The organism is Pseudomonas sp. MPR-R2A5, assembly GCF_058793055.1.
Genome location: NZ_JBXAFK010000001.1, coordinates 51,518 through 69,424, shown reverse-complemented (window position 1 = coordinate 69,424; position 17,907 = coordinate 51,518). Strand labels below are relative to the sequence as shown.

Annotated in this window: 23 protein-coding genes; 17 read left to right on the top strand and 6 right to left on the bottom strand. The window is 61.5% G+C overall.

Annotation, left to right across the window (positions count from 1 at the left end; genetic code table 11):
* Complete coding sequence (gene pilH, locus AC1Q6I_RS00355; RefSeq protein ID WP_014720320.1) at nt 1-366, bottom strand: twitching motility response regulator PilH; 366 nt, start codon at nt 364-366, stop codon at nt 1-3.
* 46 nt (nt 367-412) lie between these two features.
* The gene (gene pilG / locus AC1Q6I_RS00350; RefSeq protein ID WP_010564379.1) at nt 413-820 is read right to left on the bottom strand and encodes a twitching motility response regulator PilG; all 408 of its coding nucleotides are present in this window, start codon (nt 818-820) and stop codon (nt 413-415) included.
* 239 nt (nt 821-1,059) lie between these two features.
* Between pilG and gshB the strand changes: the two genes are divergently transcribed.
* The 7 genes from gshB to AC1Q6I_RS00315 all read left to right on the top strand — a co-directional run bounded on the left by gshB (nt 1,060) and on the right by AC1Q6I_RS00315 (nt 6,971).
* Nucleotides 1,060-2,013, top strand: a complete 954-nt coding sequence (gene gshB, locus AC1Q6I_RS00345) for a glutathione synthase (RefSeq protein WP_069077201.1) — start codon at nt 1,060-1,062, stop codon at nt 2,011-2,013.
* Nucleotides 2,014-2,090: 77 nt separating this feature from the next.
* The gene (locus AC1Q6I_RS00340; RefSeq protein ID WP_024077898.1) at nt 2,091-2,996 is read left to right on the top strand and encodes a TonB family protein; all 906 of its coding nucleotides are present in this window, start codon (nt 2,091-2,093) and stop codon (nt 2,994-2,996) included.
* Between the two features lie 81 nt (nt 2,997-3,077).
* Nucleotides 3,078-3,647 carry a YqgE/AlgH family protein gene (locus AC1Q6I_RS00335; RefSeq protein ID WP_069077200.1) on the top strand — a complete coding sequence of 190 codons (570 nt, stop codon included), beginning with the start codon at nt 3,078-3,080 and terminating at the stop codon, nt 3,645-3,647.
* The gene (gene ruvX, locus AC1Q6I_RS00330) at nt 3,647-4,084 is read left to right on the top strand and encodes a Holliday junction resolvase RuvX (protein WP_003195067.1); all 438 of its coding nucleotides are present in this window, start codon (nt 3,647-3,649) and stop codon (nt 4,082-4,084) included. The genes AC1Q6I_RS00335 and ruvX overlap by 1 nt, the downstream gene beginning before the upstream one ends.
* Nucleotides 4,085-4,167: 83 nt before the next feature.
* Nucleotides 4,168-4,674 (top strand): bifunctional pyr operon transcriptional regulator/uracil phosphoribosyltransferase PyrR, encoded by a 507-nt coding sequence (pyrR, locus tag AC1Q6I_RS00325; RefSeq protein ID WP_024077900.1) that lies wholly within the window; start codon nt 4,168-4,170, stop codon nt 4,672-4,674.
* Between the two features lie 24 nt (nt 4,675-4,698).
* Nucleotides 4,699-5,703 carry an aspartate carbamoyltransferase catalytic subunit gene (locus tag AC1Q6I_RS00320; RefSeq protein WP_024077901.1) on the top strand — a complete coding sequence of 335 codons (1,005 nt, stop codon included), beginning with the start codon at nt 4,699-4,701 and terminating at the stop codon, nt 5,701-5,703.
* Nucleotides 5,700-6,971 carry a dihydroorotase gene (locus tag AC1Q6I_RS00315; protein ID WP_024077902.1) on the top strand — a complete coding sequence of 424 codons (1,272 nt, stop codon included), beginning with the start codon at nt 5,700-5,702 and terminating at the stop codon, nt 6,969-6,971. Before AC1Q6I_RS00320 ends, AC1Q6I_RS00315 begins: the two co-directional genes overlap by 4 nt.
* Nucleotides 6,972-7,037: 66 nt before the next feature.
* Here the strand turns inward: AC1Q6I_RS00315 and AC1Q6I_RS00310 are convergent, their stop codons facing one another.
* Entirely contained in the window at nt 7,038-7,466 is a 429-nt protein-coding gene (locus AC1Q6I_RS00310; RefSeq protein ID WP_024077903.1) for an NINE protein, read from the bottom strand.
* A 250-nt stretch (nt 7,467-7,716) separates the two neighbouring features.
* Between AC1Q6I_RS00310 and AC1Q6I_RS00305 the strand changes: the two genes are divergently transcribed.
* A complete protein-coding gene (locus AC1Q6I_RS00305; RefSeq protein WP_024077904.1) occupies nt 7,717-8,352 on the top strand; it encodes a C40 family peptidase in 636 nt (211 codons plus the stop codon).
* A gap of 141 nt (nt 8,353-8,493) precedes the next feature.
* Here AC1Q6I_RS00305 and AC1Q6I_RS00300 read toward each other — a convergent pair whose 3' ends face one another.
* Nucleotides 8,494-9,528, bottom strand: coding sequence for a type IV pilus twitching motility protein PilT (locus tag AC1Q6I_RS00300; RefSeq protein WP_102623711.1), 1,035 nt, complete (start codon nt 9,526-9,528; stop codon nt 8,494-8,496).
* A gap of 57 nt (nt 9,529-9,585) precedes the next feature.
* Here AC1Q6I_RS00300 and AC1Q6I_RS00295 point away from each other — a divergent pair, with 57 nt between their 5' ends.
* The 9 genes from AC1Q6I_RS00295 to AC1Q6I_RS00255 all read left to right on the top strand — a co-directional run bounded on the left by AC1Q6I_RS00295 (nt 9,586) and on the right by AC1Q6I_RS00255 (nt 16,220).
* Complete coding sequence (locus AC1Q6I_RS00295; protein ID WP_024077906.1) at nt 9,586-10,272, top strand: YggS family pyridoxal phosphate-dependent enzyme; 687 nt, start codon at nt 9,586-9,588, stop codon at nt 10,270-10,272.
* A gap of 33 nt (nt 10,273-10,305) precedes the next feature.
* A complete protein-coding gene (gene proC / locus AC1Q6I_RS00290; protein WP_102623712.1) occupies nt 10,306-11,124 on the top strand; it encodes a pyrroline-5-carboxylate reductase in 819 nt (272 codons plus the stop codon).
* 24 nt (nt 11,125-11,148) lie between these two features.
* Nucleotides 11,149-11,736, top strand: a complete 588-nt coding sequence (locus AC1Q6I_RS00285) for a YggT family protein (RefSeq protein WP_024077908.1) — start codon at nt 11,149-11,151, stop codon at nt 11,734-11,736.
* Nucleotides 11,737-11,861: 125 nt separating this feature from the next.
* Nucleotides 11,862-13,001, top strand: a complete 1,140-nt coding sequence (gene metX, locus AC1Q6I_RS00280) for a homoserine O-succinyltransferase MetX (RefSeq protein ID WP_024077909.1) — start codon at nt 11,862-11,864, stop codon at nt 12,999-13,001.
* A 7-nt stretch (nt 13,002-13,008) separates the two neighbouring features.
* Nucleotides 13,009-13,629, top strand: a complete 621-nt coding sequence (metW, locus tag AC1Q6I_RS00275) for a methionine biosynthesis protein MetW (RefSeq protein ID WP_024077910.1) — start codon at nt 13,009-13,011, stop codon at nt 13,627-13,629.
* A gap of 21 nt (nt 13,630-13,650) precedes the next feature.
* Complete coding sequence (locus AC1Q6I_RS00270) at nt 13,651-14,085, top strand: DUF4426 domain-containing protein (RefSeq protein WP_024077911.1); 435 nt, start codon at nt 13,651-13,653, stop codon at nt 14,083-14,085.
* Entirely contained in the window at nt 14,082-14,678 is a 597-nt protein-coding gene (rdgB, locus tag AC1Q6I_RS00265; protein WP_162163625.1) for an RdgB/HAM1 family non-canonical purine NTP pyrophosphatase, read from the top strand. The genes AC1Q6I_RS00270 and rdgB overlap by 4 nt, the downstream gene beginning before the upstream one ends.
* On the top strand, nt 14,675-15,877 hold the full coding sequence (gene hemW / locus AC1Q6I_RS00260) for a radical SAM family heme chaperone HemW (RefSeq protein WP_069077197.1): 1,203 nt from the start codon (nt 14,675-14,677) through the stop codon (nt 15,875-15,877). Before rdgB ends, hemW begins: the two co-directional genes overlap by 4 nt.
* 19 nt (nt 15,878-15,896) lie before the next feature.
* Complete coding sequence (locus tag AC1Q6I_RS00255) at nt 15,897-16,220, top strand: DUF3392 domain-containing protein (protein ID WP_003176691.1); 324 nt, start codon at nt 15,897-15,899, stop codon at nt 16,218-16,220.
* A 142-nt stretch (nt 16,221-16,362) separates the two neighbouring features.
* On the opposite strand, the gene trmB is transcribed toward AC1Q6I_RS00255, so the two are convergent.
* Both trmB and AC1Q6I_RS00245 read right to left on the bottom strand, forming a co-directional pair.
* Nucleotides 16,363-17,088 (bottom strand): tRNA (guanosine(46)-N7)-methyltransferase TrmB, encoded by a 726-nt coding sequence (trmB, locus tag AC1Q6I_RS00250; protein ID WP_024077914.1) that lies wholly within the window; start codon nt 17,086-17,088, stop codon nt 16,363-16,365.
* A 9-nt stretch (nt 17,089-17,097) separates the two neighbouring features.
* A complete protein-coding gene (locus AC1Q6I_RS00245; RefSeq protein ID WP_017845016.1) occupies nt 17,098-17,892 on the bottom strand; it encodes a thiazole synthase in 795 nt (264 codons plus the stop codon).
* Between the last annotated feature and the right edge of the window lie 15 nt (nt 17,893-17,907).

Sequence of the window (17,907 nt, the reverse complement as noted above, 5' to 3'; positions counted from 1 at the left end):
TCAGCCGGCCAACACCTTGTTCAGTGTGGCGATCAGGGTTTCTTCATCCACCGGTTTGGTCAGGTAGTCCTTGGCGCCTTGGCGCGCGCCCCAGATCTTGTCGGTCTCCTGGTCCTTGGTGGTGATGATGATGATCGGAATACCGTTGGTTTCCGGCTCCTTGGACAGCTGGCGGGTCGCCTGGAAACCATTGAGGCCCGGCATCACGATGTCCATCAGGACCGCGTCGGGCTTTTCCTGGCGAGCCAGGGCCACACCGTCTGCGCCGTTTTCGGCCTTGAGGACCTGGTGGCCGTGCTTTTCCAGCATACCGGTCAGTTTGTACATTTCAGTCGGCGAATCGTCGACGATCAGAACGCGTGCCATGGTTTTCCCCACTACATTGGTCGGCGCCAGCCCTTGTGAGGTGACGTCAGTGTGCTTGTTCTACTGCGGCGAACCCAGGCACGTAGGCCTTGATCGCGCCCAGCAGTTCTTCCTTGCTGAAAGGCTTGGTCAAAAACTGATCAACTCCGACGATGCGCCCCTTGGCCTTGTCGAACAGGCCGTCCTTGGAGGAGAGCATGATCACCGGGATCGACTTGAACGCCGGGTTGTTCTTCACCAGGGCGCAGGTCTGATAGCCATCCAGGCGCGGCATCATGATGTCGACAAAGATAATGTGCGGGTGATGATCCACAATCCGAGCCAGGGCATCGAAACCGTCGATGGCCGTGATGACATCGCATCCCACATTCTTCAACAAGGTTTCGGCGGTGCGGCGGATCGTTTTCGAATCGTCGATCACCATCACTCTCAAGGCGTTGGAATGCTGTTCCATATCTGCTCTACCATCGCCACAGCGAATCGGTTTTCGGTGTGCACTGCCTGATGTTGCACAGGATGAGCGCCGCAAGCCTTGGAATTCAAGGGCTGCTGCGCCGTGGCAGTCTTTTTAGCACAGTCTCCGGGCGCAATCTATCGAGCAGCCTGCCAGGTGGTTTTTCCTTGACCCACAACAGCCGCAGCGCCACTCTGACGCCACTTTTATATGCCCTAATTTGCTAGAGGAAATCCCCCATGAGCGTTCGCGTCGGCATTGTCATGGACCCTATCGCCAGCATTTCCTATAAAAAGGACAGTTCGCTGGCCATGCTCCTGGCTGCCCAGGCCCGCGGCTGGAGCCTGTTCTATATGGAGCAGGGCGATCTGTATCAGGGCGACGGCGAGGCCCGCGCGCGCATGCGTCCGCTGCAAGTGTTCGCCAACCCTGATAGGTGGTTCGAGCTGCATGACGAAATCGATAGCCCCCTGAGCGACCTGGACGTGATCCTGATGCGCAAGGACCCGCCCTTCAATATGGAATTCGTCTATTCCACCTACCTGCTGGAGCAGGCCGAGCGCGCCGGCGTACTGATCGTCAACAAGCCGCAGAGCCTGCGCGACTGCAACGAAAAGCTGTTCGCCACGCTGTTCCCGCAGTGCACCCCGCCCACCGTCGTCAGCCGCCGCGCCGATGTGCTGCGTGAATTTGCCGACAAGCACGGTGATGTGATCTTCAAGCCGCTGGATGGCATGGGCGGCACGTCGATCTTCCGCCACAGCGCCGGCCACCCGAACCTGTCGGTGATTCTGGAAACCCTGACCGACCTGGGCACCCAGCAGATCATGGGCCAGGCCTACCTGCCCGCGATCAAGGATGGCGACAAGCGCATCCTGATGATCGACGGCGAGCCGGTCGATTACTGCCTGGCGCGTATCCCGGCGGCCGGCGAGACTCGCGGCAACCTGGCGGCCGGTGGTCGCGGTGAAGCGCGACCATTGTCAGACAAGGATCGCTGGATCGCTTCCCAGGTCGGCCCGACCCTGCGGGAAAAGGGCCTGCTGTTTGTAGGCCTAGACGTAATTGGTGAAAACCTCACCGAAATCAACGTCACCAGCCCAACCTGTATCCGCGAGATTGATAACGCATTTGGCACGAACATCGGCGAAATGTTGATGGCAGCGATTGAACGCAAGCTACAAGCCAAGTGACATAGAACAGCCGGACACCAACCAACATTGCGTTATCATGCGCCACCTGTGAAACGCGCGATGTTGGTTTTCTTGTCATGACACTCCCGTCCGAACTGCCTCCCGAACTCTCCCAACGCGGCGTGCGCCCGGCTGATCGGCTCGGATTTACCCTGTTTCTCGCGGCGTTGATCCACCTGGCCCTGATCCTGGGCGTGGGTTTCACCATGGTCGAACCCAAGCAGATCAGTAAAACCCTGGAAATCACCCTCGCCACGTTCAAGAGCGAAAAGAAGCCCGAGAAGGCAGACTTTCTCGCCCAGGACAACCAGCAAGGCAGCGGCACCCTCGACAAGAAAGCCGTGCCGAAGACCACCGAGTTGGCGCCGTTCCAGGACAACCAGGTCAACAAAGTCACGCCGCCCCCGGCCCCCAAGCCCGAGGTCAAGCAGGCCGCGCCCAAGGCTGCCGTGACCACCGTCGCGCCAAAACCGCAGAAGGCTCCGACCCAACGCGAGAAAACCAAGACCGAGCCGCAGCCCGAACCGGTGAAACCGGCGCCCACCTTTGACAGCTCGCAACTCTCCGACCAGATTTCCAGCCTCGAAGCCGAACTGGCCAACGAACAACAGCTGTACGCCAAGCGCCCGCGCATCTACCGCCTGAACGCGGCCTCCACCATGCGCGACAAAGGTGCCTGGTATAAGGACGAATGGCGCAAGAAGGTCGAGCGCATCGGTAACCTCAATTACCCGGATGAAGCCCGGCGCCAGCAGATTTATGGCAATTTGCGCTTATTGGTGTCGATCAACCGCGACGGAACGTTATATGAAGTCCAGGTGCTGGAGTCGTCCGGCCAGCCGCTGCTGGACCAGGCCGCCCAGCGCATCGTGCGCCTGGCTGCGCCCTTTGCCCCGTTTACCGGGGACCTGAACGACGTCGACCGCCTGGAAATTATCCGCACCTGGAAGTTTGCCAAGGGCGATCGCCTCTCCAGCAACTGATAACACCCACCCTGCGGCGGGCTTGCCACAACAGGCAACTCCAGCTTGTCAGTTCGCCGCTCCAACGCCACACTAGCGGACATGAAAAATGTCGACCCGACCTACCTCAAGCACCAATTCCTGATCGCCATGCCCCATATGGCCGACCCGAACTTTGCGCAGACCTTGACCTACATCGTCGAGCACACGGCCAATGGTGCCATGGGGCTGGTGGTGAATCGCCCACAAGAGCTCAACCTGGCCGATATCCTTGAGCAACTGCGCCCGGAGGTCGACCCACCGGCCCGCTGCCAAGGCGTGCCGATCTATACCGGCGGGCCGGTGCAGACCGATCGCGGCTTTGTATTGCACCCGAGCGGGCCGAAGTTCCAGGCCACGGTAGACCTCGAGGGGCTGTCGCTGTCGACGTCCCAGGACGTGCTGTTTGCCATTGCCGATGGCGTCGGCCCCGAGCAGAGCCTGATCACCCTCGGCTACGCCGGCTGGGAAGCCGGGCAACTGGAAGCCGAACTGGCCAGTAACGCCTGGCTGACCTGCCCGTACGACGCCGACATCCTGTTCAACACCGCCAGTGAGCTGCGCCTGGAAGCTGCCGCCGCCAAGCTGCGGGTCAACCTCAGCCTGCTCACCAGCCAGGCGGGGCACGCCTGATGGCCTTGCGTCTGATCCTCGGTTTTGACTACGGCACCAAACAGATCGGCGTTGCGGTCGGCCAGGTGATCACCGGCCAGGCCCGCGAGCTGTGCACCTTGAAAGCCCAGAATGGGGTGCCGGACTGGAACCAGGTCGAAGCCCTGATCAAGGAATGGAAACCCGACGCCGTCGTGGTTGGCCTGCCTTTGAACATGGACGGCACCCCCAGCGACATGTGCCTGCGCGCCGAGAAGTTCGCCCGCCGTCTTAACGGCCGCTACAACCTGCCTTTCTATACCCACGATGAACGCCTGACCACTTTCGAAGCCAAGGGTGAGCGACGTGACCGTGGCGGGCAAAAAGGCAGCTACCGCGACAACCCCGTGGACGCCATCGCCGCCGCCTTGCTGTTGCAGGGCTGGCTGGATGAAAACACCGCTTTATTTGAATCCTGACTGACGCGGCTTGCCGCGTCTTTTTACGTTTGAGCCCGGACCGTGCAGGCACCCCCGCCACGCAGGGCCTTGAAGGAGCCACCATGAGCCTGCCCAATCCCGCCGACCTGATCAGCCAGATGGCGATACGCCTCAAGGCCCATCTGGAACACCGTGCCATCAGCGAACCGCGCTTTATCGGCATTCGCACCGGCGGCGTATGGGTCGCCCAGGCACTGTTGAAGGAACTGGGCAGCGATTCGCCACTGGGCACCCTGGACGTGTCCTTCTACCGCGACGACTTCAGCCAGAACGGCCTGCACCCGCAGGTGCGTCCCTCGGCGCTGCCGTTCGAGATCGAAGGCCAGCATCTGGTGCTGATCGATGACGTACTGATGAGCGGCCGTACCATTCGCGCCGCCCTGAACGAACTATTCGACTATGGCCGCCCGGCCAGTGTGACCCTGGTCTGCCTGCTCGACCTGGACGCCGGCGAATTGCCGATCAGCCCCGATGTGGTCGGCGCCACCCTGTCGCTTTCAGCCCACCAGCGGGTAAAATTGTCCGGTCCCACGCCGCTCGAACTCGAACTGCAAGACCTTGCCCTTTAAACCGCCTTGTAAAGAGTCCCCGCGATGACGCCTCTCGATGCCAAGCGCCCGCTGCAGCTCAATGCTCAGGGCCAGTTGCAACACTTCTTGTCCCTAGACGGTTTGCCCCGCGAACTGCTCACCGAAATCCTCGACACCGCCGACTCGTTCCTCGAGGTCGGTGGCCGCGCGGTGAAGAAGGTCCCGCTGCTACGCGGCAAGACCATCTGCAATGTGTTCTTCGAGAACTCCACCCGCACCCGCACCACCTTTGAACTGGCGGCCCAGCGACTGTCGGCCGACGTGATCACGTTGAACGTGTCCACCTCGTCGGCGAGCAAGGGCGAGACCCTGCTCGACACCCTGCGCAACCTGGAAGCCATGGCCGCCGATATGTTCGTCGTGCGCCACGGCGACTCCGGTGCCGCGCACTTCATCGCCGAACACGTGTGCCCGCAGGTAGCGATCATCAACGGCGGTGACGGCCGTCACGCCCACCCGACCCAGGGCATGCTCGACATGCTCACCATCCGTCGGCACAAGGGCAGCTTTGAAAACCTCTCGGTAGCGATCGTCGGCGACATCCTGCACTCGCGGGTGGCGCGCTCGAACATGCTGGCCCTGAAGACCCTGGGTTGCCCGGATATCCGCGTGATCGCACCGAAAACCCTGCTGCCCGTGGGTATCGAGCAATATGGCGTGAAGGTCTACACCGACATGACCACCGGCCTCAAGGATGTGGACGTGGTGATCATGCTGCGCCTGCAACGCGAGCGCATGGCCGGTGGCCTGCTGCCCAGCGAAGGCGAGTTCTACCGCCTGTTCGGCCTGACCACCGCACGCCTGGCCGGCGCCAAGCCCGATGCGATCGTGATGCACCCGGGGCCGATCAACCGAGGGGTGGAGATTGAGTCGGCGGTGGCCGACGGTAACCAGTCGGTGATTCTCAACCAGGTCACCTATGGCATCGCCGTGCGCATGGCGGTGTTGTCCATGGCCATGAGCGGGCAAACCGCGCAACGTCAATTCGAGCAGGAGAAGGCCCAGTGAAGCTCAGCATTCTCGGCGCCCGAGTCATCGATCCAGCCAGTGGCCTGGATCAAGTTACCGATCTTCATCTGGAAGCCGGCAAGATCATCGCCATCGGTGCGGCGCCCAGCGGGTTCACCGCGGTCGAGACCATCGATGCCAAAGGCTTGGTGGCCGCGCCTGGCCTGGTTGACCTGAACGTCGCCCTGCGCGAGCCGGGTTACAGCCGCAAGGGCAACATTACCAGCGAAACCCGCGCCGCCGCTGCCGGTGGCGTGACCAGCCTGTGTTGCCCGCCGCACACCAAGCCGGTACTGGACACCTCGGCCGTGACCGAACTGATCCTCGACCGCGCCCGTGAGGCCGGTAATTGCAAAGTGTTTCCCATCGGCGCCCTGAGCAAGGGCCTGGAAGGTGAACAGCTCGCCGAGCTGATCGCCCTGCGTGACGCCGGTTGCGTGGCCTTCGGCAACGGGCTGGAGAGTTTTCGCAGCACTCGCACCTTGTGCCGCGCCCTGGAATACGCCGCGACCTTCGACCTGACCGTTATCTTCCACTCCCAGGACCGCGACCTGGCCGAAGGTGGACTGGCCCATGAGGGCGCCGTCGCCAGCTTCCTCGGCCTGCCGGGCATTCCGGAAACCGCTGAAACCGTCGCCCTGGCCCGCGACCTGTTGCTGGTGGAGCAAAGCGGTGTACGCGCGCACTTCAGCCAGCTGACCAGTGCTCGCGGCGTCGCCCTGATCGCCCAGGCCCAGGCCCGTGGCCTGCCAGTGACGGCGGATGTGGCGCTGTACCAGTTGATCCTGACGGACGAGGCGCTGATCGACTTCTCCAGCCTGTATCACGTGCAACCGCCGCTGCGTACCCGTGCCGACCGTGACGGTTTACGTGCCGCAGTGAAGTCTGGCGTGGTCTCGGCCATTTCCAGCCATCACCAACCCCACGAGCGCGATGCCAAGCTGGCGCCGTTTGGCGCAACAGAGCCGGGTATCAGCAGCGTAGAGTTGTTGCTGCCACTGGCGATGACCTTGGTGGAGGATGGCTTGCTGGACCTGCCGACACTGCTGGCACGCCTGAGCGCAGGCCCGGCCGAGGCCTTGCGCCTGCCGGCGGGTAAGTTGGCGGTAGGTGCCGCGGCAGACCTGGTGCTGTTTGATCCAGCCAGCTCGACGATTGCCGGCGAGCACTGGTTGTCCAAGGGTGAAAACTGCCCGTTCATCGGCCATAGCCTGCCGGCGACGGTACGCTACACCCTGGTGGATGGGCGGATCAGCTACCAGGCCTGAAGCGGGCACGGTCAATGTGGGAGGCAAGCCCCCTCCCACATTGAGTTCGCTATAAGGTCTGAGAAATCAGCGCCCGCCTCTTAGCTCGGCATTGCGGATCGAAATCTGCGTATTCAACGTCCAGAAGTCATACAGCACCCCCACCAGGAACAAACCTCCGGTCAGCAGGTAGATCAGGCCGGTGATCCATTTGCCCTGGTACATCCGGTGCACACCGAATACCCCGAGAAACGTCAACAGAATCCACGCCACGTTGTATTCGATCGGCCCGGCGGTAAAACGCAGGTCGGCCTCACGGTCCATGGCCGGGATGAGGAACAGGTCGATCAGCCAGCCAATACCGAGCAAGCCGAAGGTGAAAAACCAGATCGTGCCGGTCACCGGCTTGCCGTAATAGAAGCGGTGCGAGCCGGTAAACCCGAAAATCCAGAGCAGGTAACCGATCACCTTGCTGTGGGTGTCTTGCTGCGAACCAAGCTGTTGATAGGTGTTCATGGAGTACCTCTTTTGCCTTGATAGATAAATTTTTTCACTTTATTTGTGACTTTTTTACGGGCGCCCGACGTACGGCCAATGGTATCTTCCCTCCCCTGAAAGCCTTATGCCACCTGACTTGTGTAGGACAATTGCGGCGATTCGTCGCGTTTTTCCTGGATTTGACCCCAAGGTTCAGTCGACAAACGGCCTGAGAACGACACAAAAAGCTGTTATAAAGTTGCGCGCAAACCCATAAGAGCCACGCCTAATGCGACCATTTTTCAAGACATGGCTAACCATTTGCCTATTAATGCCACTGGCCGCCCACGCCACCAATCGTGAGCAACGACTTCCTAACGTAAACGGTTTCACCCCTAAAGTTCACAGCACACCAAGCACGGCCAAATCAGCCAAGCCTACTGTCAGCCGCCCGACTCAACTGAGCAAGGCCCACGGCAAAACCACCCCAGGCCTGATGGCAGCCAACACCAAACAAAGCAGCACCGTCCTCAGCCGCGCCGTCAACGTGCTCGGTACTCCTTATCGTTGGGGCGGCAGCAGCCCAAGTAAAGGGTTCGACTGCAGCGGTTTGGTGAAATATGCGTTTAACGACGTAGCGGCCGTGGATTTGCCGCGCACCTCCAACGCCATGGCCGCCGGCCACGGGCAAAAGGTTGAGCGCAAGGATTTGAAACCGGGCGACCTGTTGTTCTTCAAACTCAAGAGCCGCAAGGTCAACCACGTTGCCATCTACCTGGGCAACGACCGCTTTATCCACGCACCACGCCGTGGCAAGTCGGTCAGCATCGACACCCTGAAAAAGCCGTTCTGGGACAAGAACTACGTGATTGCCAAGCGGGTTCTGCCAAAAGAGCAGAACACCTTGCGGGTAGTCCAACGCTGATCCAAAGCTGGAATGCAGTAATAAATGTGGGAGGGGGCTTGCCCCCCCGATAGCAGAGTGTCAGTCGACATCAAAGTGACTGATCCACCGCTATCGGGGGCAAGCCCCCTCCCACATTTGATTTGTACTGTCCACAAGCCCTCAGATATCCCCAGGTACCCTCGCCTTCTCCCGCGCCTCTTCCCGGCTGATCACGCCTTGCGTGACCAACGCCTTCAAACTCATATCCAAGGTTTTCATCCCCAACGCTGCACCGGTCTGAATCGCCGAGACCATCTGCGCCACCTTGTCTTCGCGGATCAAGTTACGGATGGCTGGCGTGCCCAACATGATTTCATGGGCGGCCACCCGCCCACCGCCGAGCTTCTTGACCAACACCTGTGACACCACCGCTTGCAGCGACTCAGACAGCATGGTGCGGACCATGGCCTTTTCCCCCGCCGGGAACACGTCCACCAGCCTGTCCACGGTCTTTGCCGCCGAGGTGGTGTGCAGGGTGCCAAAGACCAGGTGGCCGGTCTCAGCGGCCGTCAGCGCCAGGCGAATGGTTTCCAGGTCGCGCAATTCGCCCACAAGGATCACATCAGGGTCTTCCCGCAGGGCCGAACGCAGGGCGGTGGAAAAACTGTGGGTGTCGCGGTGGACCTGACGCTGGTTGATCAGGGCCATTTTCGGCGTATGGATAAACTCGACAGGGTCTTCGAGGGTGAGGATGTGCTGGCGCCGATGCTGATTGAGGTAGTCGATCATCGCCGCCAGGGTGGTGGACTTGCCGGAGCCGGTGGGTCCGGTCACCAGTACCAGGCCGCGCGGCAACTGGGCAATACGCTGGAACACCTCCCCCAGGCCAAGGGCTTCCAAGCTCTGGACCTCGGCTGCAAGCGTGCGAAACACCGCCCCCATACCGCGCGCCTGCTGAAATACATTGACCCGGAACCGCGCCACACCGGGCAGTTCGAAGGCAAAATCCGTTTCAAGAGATGTTTCGAAATCCTTTTGTTGGTATTGGTTGAGCAAAGGGCTCAATAAGTTAGCCACTTGGGCAGGTGCCAGCACCGGCCAATCCAACGGCCATACCTCACCGTCCACCCGCAGCATCGGCGCCAGGCCAGCCGACAGATGCAGGTCGGAGGCGCCCTGGCGTACGCTGTGCGCCAGTAATTCAGTGATATCCATAGGGCTTTCCATTTCCAGTAGAATGCCGCGGACTCCATATCCACGGGCGCATCTTGAATGTCGACGATAGCAGACAACATCGGCCTGGTTAGCGAGCGGATCCGCGCCGCAGCCAACGCCGTGCAACGTGACGCAAACAGCATCCACCTGCTGGCCGTGAGCAAGACCAAACCCGCGCAAGCCGTGCGCGAAGCCTATGCCGCCGGCATGCGCGACTTCGGTGAGAACTACCTGCAGGAAGCATTGGGCAAACAGGCCGAATTAACCGACCTGCCCTTGAGTTGGCACTTCATCGGCCCCATTCAATCGAACAAGACTCGTGCGATCGCCGAGAATTTCGCTTGGGTGCATTCCGTGGACCGCCTGAAAATCGCACAACGCCTCTCCGAACAACGCCCGGCTGACCTGCCGCCACTGAATATCTGCATCCAGGTCAACGTCAGTGGCGAGGCCAGCAAATCCGGCTGTACGCCCGCCGACCTGCCGGCCCTGGCCAACGCCATCAGCGCCCTGCCGCGCTTGAAGCTGCGCGGCCTGATGGCGATCCCCGAGCCGACGGAAGATCGAACCGCTCAAGATGCAGCGTTCGCCACCGTGCGTGACCTGCAAGCCAGCCTGAACCTGCCGCTGGACACACTTTCCATGGGCATGAGCCATGACCTTGAGTCGGCCATCGCCCAAGGTGCCACCTGGGTGCGGATCGGCACCGCCCTGTTTGGCGCCCGCGATTATGGCCAGCCGTGAAATGGCTGATCTCCCACTGAATAAGGACCTGTCATGAGCAACACGCGTATTGCCTTTATCGGCGCCGGTAACATGGCGGCCAGCCTGATTGGCGGCCTGCGGGCCAAGGGCCTGCAAGCCCAACAGATTCGCGCCAGCGACCCGGGCGCCGAGACCCGCGCCCGCGTCAGCGCCGAGCACGGTATCGACACGTTCGCCGACAACGCCGAGGCCATCCAGGGCGTCGACGTGGTCGTGCTGGCGGTCAAGCCGCAGGCCATGAAGGCCGTGTGCGAAAGCCTGCGCCCAAGCCTGCAACCCCATCAACTGGTGGTGTCCATCGCCGCCGGCATCACTTGCGCCAGCATGAACAACTGGCTCGGCGCCCAGCCGATCGTACGCTGCATGCCCAACACCCCGGCGCTGCTGCGCAAGGGTGTGAGCGGTTTGTACGCCACGTCCGAAGTGACCGCCCAACAGCGCGACCAGGCCCAGGAACTGCTGTCCGCCGTGGGCATCGCCTTGTGGCTGGAACAGGAACAGCAACTGGATGCGGTCACCGCCGTGTCCGGCAGCGGTCCGGCGTACTTTTTCCTGCTGATCGAAGCCATGACCGCCGCCGGCGTGAAATTGGGCCTGCCCCAGGAAGTCGCCAAGCAACTGGCCGAGCAAACCGCCCTGGGCGCCGCGCAGATGGCCGTGACCAGCGAAGTGGATGCCGCCGAGCTGCGCCGTCGCGTGACCTCCCCAGGCGGCACCACGCAAGCCGCTATCGAATCGTTCCAGGCCGGGGGGTTTGAAGCCCTGGTGGAAAAAGCTCTCGGCGCCGCTGCGCACCGTTCGGCTGAAATGGCCGAACAACTGGGCCAATAGTCGTCCCTTACAAAGGAATAAATGATGCTTGGACTCAATGACGCTGTGATCTTCATCATCCAGACCCTGGGCAGCCTGTACCTGCTGGTCGTGCTGATGCGTTTTATCCTGCAACTGGTGCGGGCGAACTTCTACAACCCGCTGTGCCAATTCGTGGTGAAGGCCACGCAACCACTGCTCAAGCCCCTGCGCCGGGTGGTCCCGAGCATGTTCGGCCTGGACATGTCCTCGTTGGTGCTGGCGCTGCTGCTGCAGATCCTGCTGTTTGCGGTCATCCTGATGCTCAAGGGCTACTTGCCCAAAACCTTGCTGTTGCTGCCGTGGGCACTGATTGGCGTGTTCTCGCTGTTCTTGAAGATCCTGTTCTGGTCGATGATCATCAGCGTGATTCTGTCGTGGGTGGCACCGGGCAGCCGCAGCCCGGGGGCTGAGCTGGTGGCGCAGATCACTGAGCCGGTGCTGGCGCCGTTCCGTCGTTTGATTCCCAACCTGGGTGGCCTGGATATCTCGCCGATTTTCGCGTTCATTGCGATCCAGCTCCTGCAAAGCTGGGCGATTCCATACTTGGCGGACTTCGTCGCCATGCCGCCGCTGTTGTTTGGCCTGATCTGATCCTCCCTCGGATGATCGTTCTCACGCCCTGCGCGAGAACGATCTCCCACTCCCCTCCGGCCTTTGCTTGCCGCTGGGTGCAGCGGTCTTTAGACTTACGCCTCATTTAAACGAGAGCAGGGTCGATGCCAACTGCCTTCCCCCCCGATTCTGTTGGACTGGTCGTGCCCCAAGTGGCGCACTTCAGCGAACCGCTGGCCCTGGCCTGCGGCCGTTCGCTGCCTGCCTATGACCTGATCTATGAAACCTACGGGCAACTGAACGCCACGGCGAGCAACGCCGTGCTGATTTGTCACGCCTTGTCCGGCCATCATCACGCCGCCGGCTTCCACAGTGCCGACGAGCGCAAGCCGGGCTGGTGGGACAGCTGCATCGGCCCCGGCAAGCCCATCGATACCAACAAGTTCTTCGTGGTCAGCCTGAATAACCTCGGCGGCTGCAACGGCTCCACCGGCCCCAGCAGCCTCAACCCGGAAACCGGCAAGCCGTTCGGCGCGGACTTCCCGGTGCTGACCGTGGAAGACTGGGTCCACAGCCAGGCCCGCCTGGCCGACCTGCTGGGCATCCAGCAATGGGCCGCCGTGATCGGCGGCAGCCTGGGCGGCATGCAGGCGCTGCAATGGACCATCACCTACCCGGATCGCGTGCGCCATTGCCTGGCGATCGCCTCGGCGCCCAAGTTGTCGGCGCAGAACATCGCCTTCAACGAAGTGGCCCGCCAGGCGATCCTGACCGACCCCGATTTTCACGGCGGTTCGTTCCAGGAAGCGGGCGTGATCCCCAAGCGTGGGCTGATGCTGGCGCGGATGGTCGGGCATATCACTTATCTGTCCGATGATTCCATGGGCGAAAAATTCGGCCGTGGCCTCAAGAGCGAGAAGCTCAACTACGACTTCCACAGCGTCGAATTCCAGGTGGAGAGCTACCTGCGTTATCAGGGCGAGGAGTTCTCCGGGCGTTTCGATGCCAACACCTACCTGCTGATGACCAAGGCCTTGGACTATTTCGACCCGGCGGCGAACTTCAACGATGACCTGGCGAAAACCTTCGAAGGTGCCAAGGCCAAATTCTGCGTGATGTCGTTCACCACCGACTGGCGCTTCTCGCCTGCCCGCTCGCGGGAACTGGTGGATGCCTTGATGGCAGCGAAGAAAGACGTCTGCTACCTGGAAATCGATGCTCCGCAAGGCCACGACGCCTTCCTGATCCCGATCCCTCGTTATCTGCAGGCGTTCAGGAACTACATGAACCGCATTACTCTGTGAGAACGCCATGAGAGCCGACCTGGAAATCATCCAAGACTGGATACCCGCCGGCAGCCGTGTGCTCGACCTTGGCTGCGGCGATGGCGAACTGCTGAGCTGGCTGCGCGACAACAAGCAGGTCACCGGCTACGGCCTGGAAAATGACCCGGACAACATCGCCCAGTGCGTGGCCAAGGGCATCAACGTGATCGAGCAGGACCTGGACAAGGGCCTGGGCAACTTTGCCAGCAACAGCTTCGACGTCGTCGTGATGACACAGGCCCTGCAAGCGGTGCATTACCCGGACCGCATCCTCGACGAGATGCTGCGCGTCGGCCGCCAGTGCATCATCACCTTCCCCAACTTCGGGCACTGGCGCTGCCGCTGGTACCTGGCCACCAAGGGCCGCATGCCGGTATCGGATTTCCTGCCTTACACTTGGTACAACACGCCGAACATCCACTTCTGCACGTTCGAAGACTTCGAAGCGCTGTGCGGCGAACGCAAAGCCAAGGTGATCAACCGCCTTGCCGTCGATCAACAGCATCGCCACGGCTGGGCGAGTAAGCTATGGCCTAATTTGTTGGGTGAGATTGGGATTTACCGGGTCAGCAGTCCTGGTCTGACGGACCATAAGATTGCCGTCTAACTATTTTTAAGGAGGACGATCATGAGTCGCCTGGCTGTTTTTCTACTCACCGCGTGCCTGGGCGTCAGCGCCATGGCCGCCGACCCTATCGACAGTAAACGCCAGAAAGAATTTGGCGATATCACCGTACACTACAACACCTTCACCTCCAGCTTCCTGCAGCCCGACACGGCCCAGGCGGTTGGCGTGGTACGCAGCAAAAACAAGGGGCTGATCAACGTGACCGTGATCAAGGGCGTGACGCCCGTGGCCGCGCAAGTCACCGGTACGGTCAAAGACCTGAGCGGCAGGAGCGAAATCCTGACGTTCAAGCAGATTACCGAGAAAGGTGCGATCTATTACCTCGCGCCCTACAACGTGCCGCAACAAGAAATGCGGGTTTTCACCATCAACGTTGAAACCGGCGGCAAGGCCCATGGTTTCCAATTCAACCAGGAACTGTTTCCGGCGGACTGATGAACCTGACTCAACTCGTGCTGGCCAGCCATAACGCCGGCAAACTCAAAGAACTCCAGGCCATGCTCGGCGAATCCGTGCAACTGCGCTCGATCGGTGAGTTCAGCCAGGTGGAACCGGAAGAAACTGGCCTGTCGTTCGTCGAGAACGCCATCCTCAAGGCGCGCAATGCTGCACGCATCTCGGGCCTGCCGGCGTTGGCCGATGATTCGGGCCTGGCGGTGGACTTCCTCGGCGGCGCTCCGGGTATCTATTCCGCGCGCTATGCCGACGGCAAGGGTGACGCGGCCAACAACGCCAAGCTGCTGGACGCCCTCAAGGAAGTACCGGACGCCGAGCGTGGCGCGCAGTTCGTCTGCGTGCTGGCCCTGGTGCGGCACGCCGATGACCCGCTGCCGATCCTTTGCGAAGGCCTGTGGCACGGGCGCATCCTGCATGCGGCCAGCGGCGAGCATGGGTTTGGTTACGACCCGCTGTTCTGGGTGCCGGAGCGCAATGTCTCCAGCGCCGAACTGAGCCCGGCCGACAAAAACCAGATCAGCCACCGCGCCCGCGCCATGGCTTTGCTGCGCCAGCGCCTGGGCTTGAAATGACCCAGAACACCTCCGCGCAGCCGCTGATCCACGGCGGCGCGCAAACACCAAGGGCGGCGTTGCCGGTGCTGCCGCCCCTGGCGCTGTATATCCACATCCCGTGGTGCGTGCGCAAATGCCCTTATTGCGACTTCAACTCCCACACCGCCAGCCCCGTGTTGCCGGAAGAAGAGTACGTCGACGCGCTGCTGGCCGACCTCGATCAGGACCTGCACGCGGTGTACGGCCGTGAACTGAGTTCGATCTTCTTCGGCGGTGGCACCCCGAGCCTGTTCAGCGCCGCCGCGCTGGGTCGCCTGCTCAAGGGGGTTGAAGCACGCATCCCGTTTGCCGACGACATCGAGATCACCCTGGAAGCCAACCCCGGAACGTTCGAGCAAGAGAAGTTCGTGGCTTACCGCAAGCTGGGGATCAATCGCCTGTCCATCGGCATCCAGAGCTTCCAGCAGGAAAAACTCGCAGCCCTGGGCCGCATCCACAACGGCGATGAAGCCATGCGCGCCGCCGGCATGGCGCGCCAGGCCGGGTTCGACAACTTCAACCTGGACCTGATGCACGGTTTGCCCGATCAGTCCCTGGATGACGCCTTGGGCGACCTGCGCCAGGCCATCGCGCTCAAGCCGACCCATTTGTCGTGGTACCAGCTGACCCTGGAGCCCAACACCGTCTTCTGGAACCAGCCGCCGACGCTACCGGAAGACGATACCTTGTGGGATATCCAGGAAGCCGGCCAGGCGCTGCTGGCCGAACACGGTTACGCGCAATATGAAGTCTCAGCCTATGCGCAACCGGGGCGTGCGGCGCGACATAACCTCAACTACTGGAGCTTTGGTGACTTTATCGGCATCGGTGCCGGCGCCCACGGCAAGCTCAGCCACCCGAATGGACGCATCGTGCGTACCTGGAAGACCCGCGCGCCGAAGGACTACCTCAACCCGGCCAAAAGCTTTCAGGCTGGCGCGAAGGAACTGACCAACGAAGAATTGCCGTTCGAGTTCCTGATGAACGCCCTGCGCCTCACCGAAGGCGTCGAGGCCAAGCTCTATGCCGAGCGCACCGGCCTCGACCTGGCCAGCCTCGATGAGGCCCGGCGCGAGGCAGAACAAAGTGGCTTAATGCAGGTCGAACCGTCACGCCTGGTGGCCACCGACCGCGGGCAACTCTTTCTCAATGACCTGTTGCAGAAGTTTTTGAGCTGATCGCTCTTAAGGAAATCGAATGGATTTGGTACTCGACCTGCTCGCCACCGTATCCCGCTGGAGCCGCAGCAACCTGTCGGAAATATCCCTGGCCCTCGTCGGCTGCCTGTTGGTGCTGTTCGGCGCGGACATCAAGGGCTGGGTTGAAGCCCGCCTGGGCAGCATCGCCGGCGCGTTGCGCGTACCGTTGATGGCCCTGCTGTGCATGATCGGCAGCGGCGCGGCGCTGATCTACGCCACGCCGTGGATTGTGCGAGGGTTGAGCCAGTTCAATAACTACAGCCTGGCGCCGGTGCTGGTGGTGGTGCTGGTGTTGATTGGCGTCGTCGCTGATCGCCGCTGATTCCATACCCAACACAGATACAAATGTGGGAGGGGGCTTGCCCCCGATAGCAGAATATCAGTCAACCACTCTATGACTGACCCACCGCTATCGGGGGCAAGCCCCCTCCCACATTTTGACCGCATTCCAAGTGACCGGCTGATCAGTCCACTTTCTCGAACTTCAAATCCCAAACCCCATGCCCCAGCCGCTCGCCGCGGCGTTCGAACTTGGTGATCGGGCGTTCGGCCGGGCGCGGTACGCATTTGCCGTCTTCGGCCAGGTTGCGGTAGCCGGGGGCGACGTTCATCACTTCCAGCATGTATTCCGCGTAGGGTTCCCAGTCGGTGGCCATGTGCAGGATGCCGCCGACTTTCAACTTGCTACGCACCAACTCGGCGAAGGAGGCCTGGACGATACGGCGCTTGTGGTGACGGCTTTTGTGCCACGGATCAGGGAAAAACAGCATCAGGCGGTCAAGGCTGTTGTCGGCGATGCAGCGGTTGAGCACCTCGATCGCGTCGCAGTCATACACCCGCAGGTTGGTCAGGCCCTGGGTGAGCACGCCGTTGAGCAGCGCGCCGACACCGGGCCGGTGCACTTCCACACCAATGAAATCCTGTTCGGGCGAGGCCGCGGCCATTTCCAACAGGGAGTGGCCCATGCCGAAACCGATTTCCAGGGAACGTGGGGCCGAGCGACCGAACACCTGGTCGTAATCCACCGGCGCGTCGGCCAGGGGCAGGACGAACAGCGGCGTGCCCTGTTCCAGCCCCTTTTGCTGGCCTTCGGTCATGCGACCGGCGCGCATCACAAAACTCTTGATACGGCGGTGCTTGGACTCGTCGCCTGCGTCCACGGTGTTCGGCGTTTCGTTTGATTCAGTCATCAATGGCTCTTACTTGATCAGACCATCCAGCGGCGAGGAGGCGCTGGCGTAGAGTTTTTTCGGCATGCGCCCGGCAAGGTAGGCCAGGCGGCCCGCGACGATCGCGTGTTTCATGGCTTCTGCCATCATGATCGGTTGCTGGGCATTGGCGATGGCAGAGTTCATCAGCACCGCTTCGCAGCCCAGTTCCATGGCGATGGTGGCGTCGGAGGCAGTGCCTACACCCGCGTCCACCAGCACCGGAATCTTGGCTTCTTCGAGGATGATCTGCAGGTTATACGGGTTGCAGATCCCCAGGCCCGTGCCTATCAGGCCAGCCAGTGGCATCACGGCGATGCAGCCGATTTCGGCCAGTTGGCGGGCGATGATCGGGTCGTCGCTGGTGTAGACCATCACGTCGAAACCTTCCTTGACCAGGGTTTCGGCGGCCTTGAGGGTTTCGATCACGTTGGGGAACAGGGTTTTCTGGTCGGCAAGTACTTCCAGCTTCACCAGATTGTGACCGTCGAGCAGCTCACGAGCCAGGCGGCAGGTGCGCACGGCTTCGATGGCGTCGTAGCAACCGGCGGTATTCGGCAGGATGGTGTAGCGGTCTGGCGGCAGGATATCCAGCAGGTTCGGTTCGCCCGGGTTCTGGCCGATGTTGGTACGGCGCACGGCCACGGTCACGATCTCGGCGCCCGAGGCTTCGATGGCCAGGCGGGTTTCTTCCATGTCGCGGTACTTGCCGGTGCCGACCAGCAGACGGGACTGGTAGGTGCGGCCGGCCAGGACGAAGGGCTTGTCGCTACGAACGATGCTCATGGGAAATCCTCGAAA